General features: G+C 62.0%; 13 protein-coding genes. 6 read left to right on the top strand and 7 right to left on the bottom strand.

Going from position 1 to position 12,658, the window contains the following annotated elements:
- Window positions 1-7 precede the first annotated feature (7 nt).
- Together ACQKP1_RS01925 and ACQKP1_RS01920 are read right to left on the bottom strand one after the other, a co-directional pair.
- A complete protein-coding gene (locus tag ACQKP1_RS01925; protein WP_203019354.1) occupies window positions 8-1,504 on the bottom strand; it encodes an MFS transporter in 1,497 nt (498 codons plus the stop codon).
- Between the two features lie 273 nt (window positions 1,505-1,777).
- Window positions 1,778-2,692: an EamA family transporter gene (locus tag ACQKP1_RS01920; RefSeq protein ID WP_427273991.1), complete on the bottom strand. Its 915-nt coding sequence runs from the start codon at window positions 2,690-2,692 to the stop codon at window positions 1,778-1,780.
- Between the two features lie 316 nt (window positions 2,693-3,008).
- Here ACQKP1_RS01920 and ACQKP1_RS01915 point away from each other — a divergent pair, with 316 nt between their 5' ends.
- Together ACQKP1_RS01915 and ACQKP1_RS01910 are read left to right on the top strand one after the other, a co-directional pair.
- Complete coding sequence (locus ACQKP1_RS01915) at window positions 3,009-3,728, top strand: pyrimidine 5'-nucleotidase (protein WP_203019352.1); 720 nt, start codon at window positions 3,009-3,011, stop codon at window positions 3,726-3,728.
- A gap of 107 nt (window positions 3,729-3,835) precedes the next feature.
- Window positions 3,836-4,516 carry a calcium-binding protein gene (locus ACQKP1_RS01910; protein ID WP_427273990.1) on the top strand — a complete coding sequence of 227 codons (681 nt, stop codon included), beginning with the start codon at window positions 3,836-3,838 and terminating at the stop codon, window positions 4,514-4,516.
- A 39-nt stretch (window positions 4,517-4,555) separates the two neighbouring features.
- On the opposite strand, the gene ACQKP1_RS01905 is transcribed toward ACQKP1_RS01910, so the two are convergent.
- Window positions 4,556-5,434 (bottom strand): LOG family protein, encoded by an 879-nt coding sequence (locus ACQKP1_RS01905; protein WP_427273989.1) that lies wholly within the window; start codon window positions 5,432-5,434, stop codon window positions 4,556-4,558.
- Between the two features lie 138 nt (window positions 5,435-5,572).
- Between ACQKP1_RS01905 and dapD the strand changes: the two genes are divergently transcribed.
- The 4 genes from dapD to ACQKP1_RS01885 all read left to right on the top strand — a co-directional run bounded on the left by dapD (window position 5,573) and on the right by ACQKP1_RS01885 (window position 8,708).
- On the top strand, window positions 5,573-6,433 hold the full coding sequence (dapD, locus tag ACQKP1_RS01900) for a 2,3,4,5-tetrahydropyridine-2,6-dicarboxylate N-succinyltransferase (protein ID WP_427273988.1): 861 nt from the start codon (window positions 5,573-5,575) through the stop codon (window positions 6,431-6,433).
- A 5-nt stretch (window positions 6,434-6,438) separates the two neighbouring features.
- Window positions 6,439-6,819 carry a DUF805 domain-containing protein gene (locus ACQKP1_RS01895; RefSeq protein ID WP_427273987.1) on the top strand — a complete coding sequence of 127 codons (381 nt, stop codon included), beginning with the start codon at window positions 6,439-6,441 and terminating at the stop codon, window positions 6,817-6,819.
- Window positions 6,820-6,931: 112 nt separating this feature from the next.
- Window positions 6,932-8,125, top strand: a complete 1,194-nt coding sequence (gene dapE / locus ACQKP1_RS01890; protein ID WP_427273986.1) for a succinyl-diaminopimelate desuccinylase — start codon at window positions 6,932-6,934, stop codon at window positions 8,123-8,125.
- Window positions 8,112-8,708: a hypothetical protein gene (locus ACQKP1_RS01885; protein ID WP_427273985.1), complete on the top strand. Its 597-nt coding sequence runs from the start codon at window positions 8,112-8,114 to the stop codon at window positions 8,706-8,708. Before dapE ends, ACQKP1_RS01885 begins: the two co-directional genes overlap by 14 nt.
- 9 nt (window positions 8,709-8,717) lie before the next feature.
- Here the strand turns inward: ACQKP1_RS01885 and truA are convergent, their stop codons facing one another.
- From truA to ACQKP1_RS01865, 4 genes are all read right to left on the bottom strand, one after another.
- The gene (gene truA / locus ACQKP1_RS01880; RefSeq protein WP_427273984.1) at window positions 8,718-9,485 is read right to left on the bottom strand and encodes a tRNA pseudouridine(38-40) synthase TruA; all 768 of its coding nucleotides are present in this window, start codon (window positions 9,483-9,485) and stop codon (window positions 8,718-8,720) included.
- Window positions 9,485-10,429: a methionyl-tRNA formyltransferase gene (fmt, locus tag ACQKP1_RS01875; protein WP_427273983.1), complete on the bottom strand. Its 945-nt coding sequence runs from the start codon at window positions 10,427-10,429 to the stop codon at window positions 9,485-9,487. The genes truA and fmt overlap by 1 nt, the downstream gene beginning before the upstream one ends.
- A 137-nt stretch (window positions 10,430-10,566) precedes the next feature.
- Window positions 10,567-11,079 (bottom strand): peptide deformylase, encoded by a 513-nt coding sequence (gene def / locus ACQKP1_RS01870; protein ID WP_006728013.1) that lies wholly within the window; start codon window positions 11,077-11,079, stop codon window positions 10,567-10,569.
- Between the two features lie 71 nt (window positions 11,080-11,150).
- Entirely contained in the window at window positions 11,151-12,656 is a 1,506-nt protein-coding gene (locus ACQKP1_RS01865) for a methyl-accepting chemotaxis protein (RefSeq protein ID WP_427273982.1), read from the bottom strand.
- Between the last annotated feature and the right edge of the window lie 2 nt (window positions 12,657-12,658).

The raw sequence follows: 12,658 nt of genomic DNA, 5'->3' as shown, positions 1-12,658 counted from the left end.
CTGCCGGTCACTCGATCGGCAGCGGACGCTCCAGCTTCTCGCTTCCCGGTGTCACCGTGCGCATCAAGGCAACCGCGATCAGCACGATCGCATAGGCGACGAAGTTGTAGATGAGGCCGAGGCTCAGGCCTTCGGCATAAACCTCCTGTCCCGACATCCCCGCGGCGGCATTGCGCGCCAGATCCGAGAAGAAGATCTCGCTAACGATCGCAATGCCGAGCGCACTTCCTACCTGCTGGATGGCTTGAAGCGCGCCCGATCCGCCGCCCGCATCCTGCGGCGGCACGCCAGCCAGCACGAGCTGGAACATCGGCGCAATCGCGATGCCCATGCCAAGGCCGCTCAGAAGAAACCAGGGCAGGAGCGCCATGCGGTCAATGCTCTCTCCCAAGGTCTGAATCTCGGCACGCAAAAATCCCATGCCGATCATCACCATGACGACACCGGCCACCACGCGGATGCGCGGCGCAATACTACCGAGGCGGCCAGAGATGAGCGAGGCGACGAAGATGCCGACGGAAAAGGGCACGGTGGTCATGCCCGACTGCAGCGGGGTGAGGCCATAGCCTTGCTGCAGGAACATCGCGAAGATCAGGAAGAAGCCCGGGAGGGTCGAGAAGAAGGTCGCGGTCATCAGCGAGCCGATGACATAGTTGCGGTTTTTCATCAACGCGACGGGTAAAAGTTCCGGTGCCTTGATCCGGTGCTGGCGACGCTCCCAGAAGCCGAAAGCCACGCCAAAAGGAATGGCCATCGCGACCATCACGAAGCACCAAAGGGGCCAGCCGAAACCGCGTCCCTCGATCAGCGGGAAGATGATGCAAAAGATCGTCAGGGCAGCCAGAATGATGCCGACGAAATCGTTCTTCAGGCCGGGCTTGGGCGGAAGTGCCGGGATCAGACGCCAGCCGAGCAGGATGGTCATGATCCCGACTGGAATATTGATGAGAAAGATCGGCCGCCAGCCAAGTCCGAGTACATCGAGACTGATCAGCCACCCGCCAAGGATAGGGCCGGACACCGAAGCGAGGCCGGCGCTGAGGCCGAACAAGGAGAAGGCCGCAGCGCGCTCTTTCGGCGGGAACATCATCTGGGCAATCGCCAGCACCTGAGGCGTCATCACCGCAGCCCCCGCGCCCTGCAACAACCGCGCCACCACCAGCCAGCCGATATCGGGCGCGAGACCGCACAGCAGCGAGGCAAAGGTGAAGGCCGCCACGCCGACCAGAAAGACCTGCTTCTTGCCCCGGACATCACCGAGCCGGCCAAACGGCAACAACCCGAGCGCAAAGACCAGCACGTAGCCAGCGACCACCCATTCGATCTGGCTGGAGGTCGCGCCAAGCTCGGATTGCAGGCTCGGCAGCGCGACATTAACGATGGTGACATCGAGCAGGTTCATGAAGTTTGCCAGCATCATGACCGCCAGCGCCGTCCAGCGCTTGGGGTATGGCTGTTCGGCGTCGGCGCTGATCGTTGGTGACGCGGGTGTCTTGGTGTGCACTTTTGTCTCCCCGCCCTCGGCGCGCTTGTGCCGTCCGGTGTATCGCGCAGCGGGATGGGTCGCAACGGGGCAAGGGTGTCCGTCGTGGTGAGTCGGCCGTGGCGGCGTTCCTCTCCCCCTTGCGGGAGAGGATGGAAAATCGAAGGCTTAGGCGAGCGCAAGCCGCCTAAACTTCAGATTTTCCCAGAGAGGGGCAAGGTTCCGCTGGCGCAAAGCTCACCGAGCCCCCCTCTTGCGAAACCGCAAGGGGGGAGATGCGCGTCGCGCCCCTCCTCACACCAGAACCAACAACAAGACCCCGAACACAATCAGCACGCATCCCGCAATCTCCAGCCTGTTGATCCTCTCCTTGAAGAACAGCACTGACGACGCAAAGGTGAAGAGCATCTCGACCTGGGCCAAGGCTTTCACCACCGCCACCTGCTGCAGGGTCATCGCCGTGAACCAGCCGAAGGAGGCCGTGGCGCCGACGAAGCCGACGAGGGCGCTGACTTTCCAGGCGGCCCGGACGCGGGTCAGCTCTGTCCGATCACGCCAGGCCATCCAGAGAAACATCGACAGGGTCTGGATCGTGATGACGACGCAGAGCGTGTAGCCGGCCTGCACCATGGCATCCGGTGCGGGCAGGCTCGGGGACAGTGACAGTGAGGCGGTGCGATAGGCGATCGCGGAGACGCCGAAGAAGAAACCGGAGGCGAGGCCGATCAGAGCCGTGCGGCTTCCCACAGAGGTGACAAGGCTCAAGGGCGTGAAGGCCGTGCGCGCCACGGAAATCAGCATCACACCGAGGATCGAGACCAGAATCGCCGCAACCGTGCCCAGCCCAATTGTTTCGCCGAAAAGAAGAAGCGCCAGCACGGCCGCCTGGGCGGGTTCGGTGCGCGAATAGGCGGTACCGACGGCGAAGTTGCGGAACGAAAAGAGGTGTACGAGCAGAAAGGTCGCGGCAATCTGGGCGAAGGCGCCGATCACAGACCAGACGGCAAAGGTGGCACCCGGCACCGGCAACGGACGGCCAAGGCCGAGATGCAGAATGGCGAGATAGAGAAAGGCAAAAGGCAAGCCGAAACCGAAGCGCACGAAGGTCGCGCCTGTTGTGCCCATTCGGCCTTTCAGATGTTTCTGCAGCGTCGAACGCAGATTTTGCAGGAAGGCGCTGCCAACCGTGATGAGGGCCCAGAGTTCCATGGGAGCGTGTCCGGAAAAGCCGTGTCTTGAAGAAAGCGATGACGGCGGAAAGTCGAAAAGGGGGTGGGCGGGCCTGGATTCAGGCCCGGACGATGCGGCTCACGCCTGACGTTTGCGGATCGTGCCCGCGCTCACCGGATGGAAACGCGACGGCAGACGCTTGCGGTCCTGCAGCACCACCACGTGTTCCATCGCCGAAATCGACATCTTCTTTCCCATCTTTCCCCGATAGCACTTCCCGAAGCGGCGACCAATGCTAATTAGGGTCAACGCGCCTGGTGTCATCAGGCGATCCGCCCTGCCCCAAGAGGACCTGATGAACACCCCAGCCAAGATCCCCTCGCCCGCCGATTTCTCCCATGTGCGCGACTGGGTCTTCGACCTCGACAACACGCTCTATCCGCATCACATCAATCTCTTCGCGCAGATCGACACGAACATGACGGGTTTCGTGGCTGAATTGCTGCAGATGGAGCCGGCAGAGGCGAAACTGCTGCAGAAGCGCTACTACCATGAACACGGCACGACGCTCGCCGGACTGATGCTGCACCACAAGGTCGATCCGAACGCGTTTCTAGAGCGGGCGCATGCGATCGACTATTCGGCACTGATCCCGGACGAGGCGTTGGGCACTGCGATCAAGCAGCTGCCGGGTCGAAAATTCATCTTCACCAACGGCACGGTTGCGCATGCGGAAGCGGCGGCCCGGGCACTCGGCATCCTCGACCATTTCGACGACATCTTCGACATCGTCGCTGCCGATTACGTACCGAAGCCTGCCGGATCAACCTATGACAAGTTCGCGAGTTTGAACCGCATCGACACCAAACATGCCGCCATGTTCGAGGACCTGCCGCGCAATCTGATGGTGCCTAAGGCGCTGGGCATGAAGACCGTGCTGCTCGTGCCGCGCAATCTAGATACCGCGATCCTGGAGACCTGGGAGCGGGTCGAGCATATCGATGCCGATGTCGTCGACTATCTCACCGACGATCTCACGACCTTCCTGCAGCGGCTGCTCTCCCATGCTGTGTGAGCGCAAACTTACGAAAGTTTCATGCAGCTTACCGAGAGTTAAGTAGGGCCTGAGCCCGCCCGCCTCTACGGTCATCCCATCGAAGCAGATATTCGAAAGGATACCAAATGAACGGCAAGACCCTGACGCTGGCCGCCGTGGCCGCCTCTCTGATGATCGGCACGGCCGGCAGCGCCTTCGCACAGGACCGCGGTGAACGCAGGGGCCCCGGCCGTGGCGGTCCGGAAGCGATGTTCGTGCAGATGCTGCAGCAGCATGACACCAACAAAGACGGCAAGATCAGCAAGGAAGAAGCGACAGCAGCAAGCACCGCGCTGTTTGCCGCCATCGATGCCGACAAGGACGGCGTGTTGACACCAGGCGAGATGCGTCAGCACCGCGAAGCGATGCGCGAAGAGCAGAAGGCGGCCCGTGAGGCGATGCGGGCCGAACGCAAAGCTGAACGGGAAGCAGCAAGGGCCGATGCGCCGACACCGCCCCCGGGTGATGCACCGCAGGAACAGGCCATGAATGACGGCCCGCGTGGTGAGGCGCGTGACGGCAAAGGCCCTCACGGCAAGCGTCACGGCTGGCACAATGATCGTGCCGAGCGCGGCGAAGGTCGGGGTCCGGACGGCATGCGCGGCCCCGGCCGCATGATGCGGATCGCCGACACCGATGAAAACGGTCAGATCAGCCAGGCGGAAGCAACCGCCATGGCAGAGCGGATGTTCACCCGCATGGACCGCAACAAGGACGGTTTCATCAGCGCCGACGACATGCCTAAGCGGCCGGTGATGTTCCGCTAAGCAGCAACCAACATCAAGTATGTGACTACAGGCGGCCCCTCACGGGGCCGCTTCGTCGTTCAGGTCATAGAAGTCCGCAATGATCTTCCAGGCCTCTTCGGCCGTTTCGGCGAACTGGAAAAGCTCGAGATCGTCAGGGGCGATCGTGCCGAAGGCGGCGAGCGCCTCGAAGTTGATGATGTCCTCCCAGAAGGCGCGGGAGAAAAGGATCAGCGGGATCGGCGCCATGCGCTTGGTCTGGATCAACGTGATCGTTTCGAAAAATTCGTCCAGCGTGCCGAAGCCGCCTGGAAAGATGGTGATCGCCTTGGCGCGCATCAGGAAATGCATCTTGCGAATGGCGAAATAGTGGAAGTTGAAGCTGAGTTCCGGCGTCACATAGGGGTTTGGCGCCTGCTCGTGGGGCAGAACGATGTTGAGGCCGATCGAGGGAGCTCCGACCTCCTGAGCCCCGCGATTGCCAGCTTCCATGACACCCGGTCCGCCGCCGGTCACAACCACATATTCCTGGTAGTCGCTGTGTTGTGCATGCTCAGAGCAGAGCTGAGCAAACTTGCGGGCTTCCTCATAATAGATCGAAGCGTCTTCCAGGTTCTTCTTCTGGATATCGTTCTTCGCCGCCCAGGCAGCTTCGCCAGGTGCTGGGATGCGCGCGCCGCCGAACATGACGACCGTCGACTTGATGCTGCGCTCGGTCAGGATCATCTCGGTCTTCAGCAGTTCGAGCTGCAGACGGACCGGGCGCAGTTCCTCGCGGCAAAGGAATTCGTCGTCGACATAGGCCAGCGTATAGGACGAAGACGCCGATTGCGGGGTGCGCGGAATGACTTCAGCTGTCTGCTTGTCGGTCGAGCTATCCTTCAAGGGATCCCAGGATCCGTCCTTGCGCCTGTGCTTGCCGTTCTTCCACCGTGCCATGCCTCTTCCTTTCCAAAGCGCAGAGCTCCTGCGGCTGTTTTCTTCCAGCCCTTTATGCGCTAGAGCTTTGCGCGAATTTTCGATCAGGTCCTGATCGTTTCCATCCCCACGGTAGACAACGAAGTTTAAGGAATTCAGATGAGCGCCACCGATCTCGCCCAGCTCGAACACGTCATCGAAGCGGCATTCGACAATCGCGATACCGTCACGACGGCGACCAAGGGCGAGATCCGCGATGCTGTCGAAACGGCGCTCAACCTCCTGGACAGCGGCCAGGTTCGCGTCGCAGCCCGTAGCGAAGACGGCACCTGGACCGTGCATCAGTGGCTGAAGAAAGCCGTGCTTCTCTCCTTCCGCCTGAACGACATGGAAGTGGTCAAGGGCGGCCCGGGCGCCTCGACCTGGTGGGACAAGGTGCCGTCGAAGTTCGAAGGCTGGGGCGAGAGCGAATTCCGCTCGGCCGGTTTCCGCGCCGTCCCGAACGCCGTCGTCCGCCGTTCGGCTTACGTTTCCAAGGGCGTCGTTCTGATGCCGTCCTTTGTCAATCTCGGCGCCTATGTCGGTGAAAACACCATGGTTGACACCTGGGCGACCGTCGGCTCCTGCGCCCAGATCGGCGCCAATGTTCACCTTTCCGGCGGCGTGGGCATCGGCGGCGTTCTCGAGCCACTGCAGGCCGGCCCGACAATCATTGAGGACAATTGCTTCATCGGCGCCCGTTCGGAAGTCGTCGAAGGCTGCATCATCCGCGAAGGCTCGGTTCTCGGCATGGGCGTTTACATCGGCAAGTCGACCAAGATCGTCGACCGTGCCACCGGCGAAGTGATGTATGGCGAAGTGCCGCCCTATTCCGTCGTCGTTGCCGGCTCGATGCCGTCGGGCAATGCCGTCATGGCAAACGGCTTGGCCGCACCGCATCTCTACTGCGCCGTCATCGTCAAGCGCGTCGATGAAAAGACCCGCTCGAAGACCGGCATCAACGAATTGCTGCGCGACTAAAGCGGATGTCCGGGCCTGGGCGTGAGACGACCGTCGGCTGGGCGCTCTTCCTTTGGGACGGGCGCATCGGCCGGCGCATCTTTATCCTCGGCACGCTGTTCTGGATGATGACGAACGCGGCCGTGATCGCGTTCGTCACCGGGCAATCAGACGAGCAGGTCGCGCCCGGCTTCCTCTCGCTCTTCCTCGCCTCTGCTTCTCTCTCCCTGCTGTCGTTACTGATGCTCGGCACCAAGAGGCTGCACGACATCGGCATGCCCGGTGTGGTGGCGGCGCTCCTGATCATGCCTGCGTTCTCACTGATCATCTTCTTCGTGCTCTGCGTCTGGCCCTCGGTCGAGGATGACAATCGCTATGGACCGGGTCCTGATATGCGTTCGACCTGAGCGGGCGCGTGGTGGGTGACAGGCCCCGGCGGATCGGCTAAGTCTGCCTTATCTTCTCAAGGCACCGACGGCCGGGCTGAACCGGCACTCGGTCAATCCCGTAAAAGTTTTCATGACCGCTACCAATCCCGTCGATATCCTCCAGGCCCTTATCCGCTGCCCCTCCGTCACGCCCGCAGAAGGCGGCGCGCTCGATGTGCTGGAAGGCCTCCTTTCGCCTCTCGGCTTCAAGGTCGACCGAATGGTCGCCAAAGACGAGGGCACACCCGATATTGAGAACCTTTATGCCCGGGCGGGATCGGACGGACCGCATCTGATGTTTGCCGGCCATAGCGACGTGGTCCCCGTTGGTGCCGAGACAGACTGGAGCGCTGGCCCGTTCTCCGGTGATATCCGCGATGGCATGCTGTACGGCCGAGGCGCCGTCGACATGAAGGGCGGTATCGCCTGCTTCATCGCGGCCTACGCGCGGCTGGTGGAAGCCGGCAAGGAGCCGAAGGGCTCGGTCTCGCTGCTGATCACCGGCGACGAGGAAGGCCCTGCCGTCAACGGTACAGTGAAGTTGCTCGAATGGGCAGCAGAACGGGGCGAACGCTGGGACGCCTGCCTGGTCGGTGAGCCGACCAACCCCAATACGCTCGGCGACATGATCAAGATCGGCCGGCGCGGCTCGGTATCTGGTACCGTGACGGTCAAGGGTGTGCAGGGCCATGCGGCCTATCCGCATCTTGCCGACAACCCGGTGCGCGGAGCACTGTCGCTTGCGAAGAGCCTTATGTTCCCGGCTTTCGATCAAGGCACAGAGAACTTCCAGCCGTCCAACCTCGAAGTGACCACGGTCGACGTCGGCAATGCAGCAACGAACGTCATCCCAGCATCCGCTCGCTTCAAGTTCAACATCCGCTTCAACGATGTCTGGACTGCAGACAGTGTCAAGGCAGAGATCATTCGCCGTCTCGATGAGGCCGCTGTCGATCCAGAACTTCGCCCGGAACGGGCCGCGATCGGCTACGACATCACCTGGTCGGAGCGGCCGAGCCATGTTTTCCTGACGCGCAACAATGCGTTGATTGCCTCGCTGTCGGGTGCGATCGAGACGGTGACCGGCAGGACGCCGAAGCTTTCGACCACGGGCGGCACGTCGGATGCGCGGTTCATCAAGGACTATTGCCCGGTCGTGGAATTCGGGCTGGTCGGCCAGACCATGCACATGGTCGACGAAAGGGTTGCTGTCTCGGATCTGGAAACCCTGACCGTCATCTACCAGACCTTCATCGAGCAGTGGTTTGCCCATGCCGACGCTTAAGGAGGTCGAGTTCTATCTCAGGGGCCTCTGGCTGCTATTCAAGCAGGATCCGTCAGGCTTTTCCTATCTCGACCTCAGCGATCGCGGCGCGATGCGCTCCTTCTGGTCGATCCTCTGGGCTCTGCCTGCGATCCTGATCTCGTTTGCCTGGTGGCGACTGCTCTATCTCCAGGGCCTACCGGAGGGGACGGAGACGGGCGCACTTTTCTTCTTCCGCCTTGCACTGGTCGAGGCGTCAAACTGGCTCTTTCCGCTGATCCTGCTAGGGGTTCTCTGCTGGATTATCGGGATCGGCGAGAAGTTCGCGTCCATGGTGGTGGTGACCAACTGGCTGGCGCTGCCGGTCTCCTATTCCTACGGCCTACTGGTCCTGGTGATGATGTTCGTGCCCGGCCTGGCGGGCATCGTGGCGCTGTTGTGGTTCCTGCTGATGATCGCGGTCATCGCGGCGCTCTTTCGTGTCATGCGCATGATCGTCGGCGACCAGTTGCTGATGGTCTCGACCATCGTTCTGATCCTGCTCGTGCCGGCAATGATCATTGCCGAGATGCTGCAACGCTATCTCGGCGTCTATCCGGGCTGAGCCTGAGCCTCAGCCGCTAAAGGGCTGGTCACCGGGATAATCCACAGCCATGAAGAACAGTCCTTCCGGCGGGGCGACAGGCCCGCAGGCTGCACGGTCACGGGCTTCGAGCGCAGCGCGCACATCGGCCGGCGTCATCTTGCCCTCGCCGGCAAGCTTGAGCGTGCCGGCGAAAGACCGGATCTGATTGTGCAGGAAGCTCTGGGCCGTGGCGCGGATCTCAATGAGTTCATCTGATCGCGTGACATCAAGGCGGTCCAGCGTGCGCACAGGGCTTTTCGCCTGGCAATGGGCCGAGCGGAAGGTGGTGAAGTCGTGATGGCCGACGAGCTGCTGGGCTGCCTCGTGCATAGCATCGTGGTCGAGCGGCTTCGGCACCCACCAGGCCCGCTTATCCTCCAGCGCTAAGCGCGCCGGGCGGGTGATGATCCGGTAGAGATAATGCCGGCGAAGCGCCGAGAAGCGCGCATCGAACTCGTCCGGGACAGCCTGTACCTCGAGCACGGCGACCTGTTCCGATGCCATCGCCAGATGGGCGTTGAGCGCATTGCGCAGCTTGTGCGGCACCCAGTCCCGCGAGAGATCGGCATGGATCACCTGGCCCATGGCATGCACGCCGGAATCGGTTCGGCCGGCGCCACGGATGACCACGGTCTCGTTGGTCAGCGACAGGATCGCCTGTTCGAGGGCGGCCTGGATAGAGTGGCCGTTCTCCTGGCGCTGCCAGCCGACATAGGCCGAGCCATCATATTCGACGGTCATGCGGAAGCGCGGCATCAGGCGATCACCGTGCCCTTAGGCAACGGGGTGCCGCGCAGGAAGTCTTCCGCGTTCAGTACCTTGCCGCCGGCCTTCTGGAGGCGGACGAGGCTGATTGCGCCCGTACCGCAAGCGATCGTCAGGTGCTCGTCAAGGGCCGTGCCGGCAGCCGCCAACACTTTATCCTTCTCGGCGAGATGCGAGGCGAGGAGCTTGACGCGCTCGGGCTTGCCATTGACCTCGATCTCGGTCCAGGCGCCCGGGAAGGGCGAGAGGCCGCGGATATGGTTGTGGACCTCAGTTGCCGAACGGGAGAAGTCGACGCGAGTCTCGGCCTTATCGATCTTTGCCGCGTAGAGCACACCGTCTTCGGCCTGAACGACCGTTTCCAGAGTACCCGCTTCGAGCTTCGCCATTGCCTCGACCATGGCTTCGGCTCCTGCGAGGCTCAGGGCATCGTGCAGTTCGCCGGCGGTCATGTCTGGATCGATCGCGACTTTGCGCGTGAGTGCTACCGGGCCCGTGTCGAGGCCCCTATCCATTTTCATGACCATCATGCCGGTTTCGGCATCACCGGCCATGATGGCGCGCTGGATGGGGGCAGCCCCCCGCCAACGCGGCAGGAGTGAGGCATGGCCATTATAGGCGCCAAGACGCGTGCCGTTCAGGATCGGCTCCGGCAGCAGCAAGCCATAGGCAACGACCACCGCGACGTCGGCCTGAAGCGCAACGAAGGCGTCCCGGTCGGCCTGATCGCGAAAATTCAGGGGGTGGCGGACTTCGATACCGAGCTCTTCGGCGGCCTGATGGACCGGCGACTTCTGCAGGTCGAGACCGCGGCGCCCGCCCGGACGCGGCGGCTGCGAATAGGCGGCGACGATCTCGTGGCCCGCCGCATGCAGCGCTTTCAGGGTCGCGACGGAAAAGTCCGGCGTCCCCATGAAGATGATGCGAAGTGCCATCGTGTCTGCCTCAAGCGGTTGCTGACGCCCCAGTGCATTTCCGGCGAAAACGAAGACGCCATCAATGCTCTATCTTTTTGTTTCTGCGCAATTCCGGACGCAAAACCGCTTCGCACTTTTGCTGGATTTGCTCGATATCAGATCTTCTGACGGGCTGCCTTGGTGAACCTCTTGATCACCATCTCACGCTTCAGGCGAGAGATGTGATCGATGAAGAGCACGCCGTTCAAATGGTCGATCTCATGCTGAAGGCAAGTGGCGAGCAGGCCGTCGGCCTCGGTCACTGTTTCCTTGCCGTCGCGGCCGATCGATTTCACCGTGATCGAGGCCGGACGTTCAACCTCGGCATAATAGTCCGGGATCGACAGGCAGCCTTCCTCGTAGACGGAGCGTTCGTCCGAGCTCTTGATGATCTCCGGATTGATGTAGACGAGAGGTGCTGGCTCTTCGCCTTCCTTGGCGAGATCGATGACGAGCAGCCGACGCGGCACGCCGACCTGGATCGCGGCAAGGCCGATGCCCGGCGCTTCGTACATGGTTTCGAGCATGTCATCGATCAACTGCTCAAGCTCGGCATCGACGCGCTCGATGGGCGCAGATACCTGACGCAGCAGGGGATCGGGCAGGATAATGAGAGGCTTGATGGTCATGGCCTCCCTTAGCGCAACTTCCCCACAGAGGAAACGGAAAAAACGCGTGGCTCTTCCCGTTTGACGACCGGTCAGGCGGCTCGACGCCCCCCGACCTGGCGCGCCTCGGGCATGGTGCCGTCGCTGCGGGTTCTGATCTGCGACAACTGCTCGACGAGACCAGCCACCTCTGTTCGCAGACGGCGCGTTTCGTCCGACGTGCGCTCGACCATGTCGCTGTTCTCATGGGTGAGCAGGTCCATGTTGCGGGTCGCCTGGTTCACTTCATTGAGCCCGATCGCCTGATCCTTGGCGGCGGTCGCGATGTCGGAGACGAATGTGTCGATCGCATCGATGCGCGTGATGATGTCGGTCAGGGCTTCGCCGGTGCCGGTGACGAGGCCAACGCCTTCCTTGACCTGGGCGGAGCTCTGGGAAATCAACTGTTTGATTTCCTTCGCCGCATCGGCTGAGCGCTGAGCGAGCTGGCGCACTTCCTGGGCGACCACTGCAAAGCCTTTGCCGGCATCGCCCGCACGGGCTGCCTCGACGCCAGCGTTCAGCGCGAGCAGATTGGTCTGGAAGGCAATCTCATCGATCACGCCGATGATCTTGGAGATCTCGGTCGAGGACTTCTCGATCGCGTCCATGGCGGAGACAGCCTTCGACACGACCGTGCCTGATGTCTTCGCCTGCTGCTGCGTATCGCGCACCTCCTGCGAGGCGCGCTCGGCATTGGCGGCCGTCTGGCTGACGCTGACGGACAGCTGTTGCAGGGCGGTGGAGCTTTCCTGCACGCCACTTGCCTGACGGGTGGTGCGGCTGGCAAGTTCATCCGAGGCATGAGCGATCGCGTCCGTACCGGTCAGGATCCCTTCCGAGGCGCGGCGGATCGCGGCAAAGGAGACGTTCAGGCGATCGACCGTGTCGTTGTAGTACCCTGCCATCTCCTTGAAGTTCTCGGGCAGGTCCGTGGTCATGCGAGCTTCGAAGTCGCCCTGAGCCAGCGATTCCAAGCCACGACGCAGATGTTCCATGGCGATCGCCTGATCGGCCTCGAAACGCGCACGCTCTTCCTCGAGCGCCCGGCGCCGGCTTTCCAGCTCTTCCAGGTAGACGGAAATCGAATAGTCCATGTCGAGCATGGCGGCCTTCACCACGGCGCGCATCTTGTCGGCGAGCGAGGCGGCATGCTGTTTGCCGAACGGGAAAGGCCAGTGCTTGATCAGGATGCCGGCCAGAAGTTCGCCAACCAGCATGGAGTAGCCGCCGATATACCAGCGTGGCTCGAGCCCGATACGGGCATGGGCCTTGCCCACTGCGGTGACACCGCGGACGTAGTTTTCATCGAAGTTGCCGCTCGCGACCTTGTCCCAATGACCGATCTGGGCACTCTTTGCGCCATTCATATGGGCGCCATCGCGGAAATGTGCGGCGGTCTTTCCGGTCTTCGAAATCTTGGCGTAGAACTTGTCGAGTGCCCCGCCCAGGACATCCTTGATCGTGGGGCGAAGCTCGGCGAGCGTACCGCGCGTCTTCTGATCGATTTCCAGGAATTCAAGACGTTCGGTGAGGTCGTTCTGAGCGTTCGAGGTCATGA

The organism is Allorhizobium sp. NPDC080224 (genome assembly GCF_050281005.1).
Lineage (GTDB): Bacteria > Pseudomonadota > Alphaproteobacteria > Rhizobiales > Rhizobiaceae > Allorhizobium.
Note: the sequence above shows the minus strand (reverse complement) of the source record. Positions and strands in the feature narration are given on the sequence as shown.

Coding starts and splice junctions, on each gene's coding strand:
- truA (WP_427273984.1), bottom strand. CDS start 9,485: ATGCCGCGCTTCCGCATGACCGTCGAATATGATGGCTCGGCCTATGTC.
- ACQKP1_RS01905 (WP_427273989.1), bottom strand. CDS start 5,434: ATGGCACGGTGGAAGAACGGCAAGCACAGGCGCAAGGACGGATCCTGG.
- ACQKP1_RS01885 (WP_427273985.1), top strand. CDS start 8,112: ATGCCGACGCTTAAGGAGGTCGAGTTCTATCTCAGGGGCCTCTGGCTG.
- ACQKP1_RS01915 (WP_203019352.1), top strand. CDS start 3,009: ATGAACACCCCAGCCAAGATCCCCTCGCCCGCCGATTTCTCCCATGTG.
- ACQKP1_RS01920 (WP_427273991.1), bottom strand. CDS start 2,692: ATGGAACTCTGGGCCCTCATCACGGTTGGCAGCGCCTTCCTGCAAAAT.
- ACQKP1_RS01910 (WP_427273990.1), top strand. CDS start 3,836: ATGAACGGCAAGACCCTGACGCTGGCCGCCGTGGCCGCCTCTCTGATG.
- dapD (WP_427273988.1), top strand. CDS start 5,573: ATGAGCGCCACCGATCTCGCCCAGCTCGAACACGTCATCGAAGCGGCA.
- ACQKP1_RS01895 (WP_427273987.1), top strand. CDS start 6,439: ATGTCCGGGCCTGGGCGTGAGACGACCGTCGGCTGGGCGCTCTTCCTT.
- def (WP_006728013.1), bottom strand. CDS start 11,079: ATGACCATCAAGCCTCTCATTATCCTGCCCGATCCCCTGCTGCGTCAG.
- fmt (WP_427273983.1), bottom strand. CDS start 10,429: ATGGCACTTCGCATCATCTTCATGGGGACGCCGGACTTTTCCGTCGCG.
- dapE (WP_427273986.1), top strand. CDS start 6,932: ATGACCGCTACCAATCCCGTCGATATCCTCCAGGCCCTTATCCGCTGC.
- ACQKP1_RS01865 (WP_427273982.1), bottom strand. CDS start 12,656: ATGACCTCGAACGCTCAGAACGACCTCACCGAACGTCTTGAATTCCTG.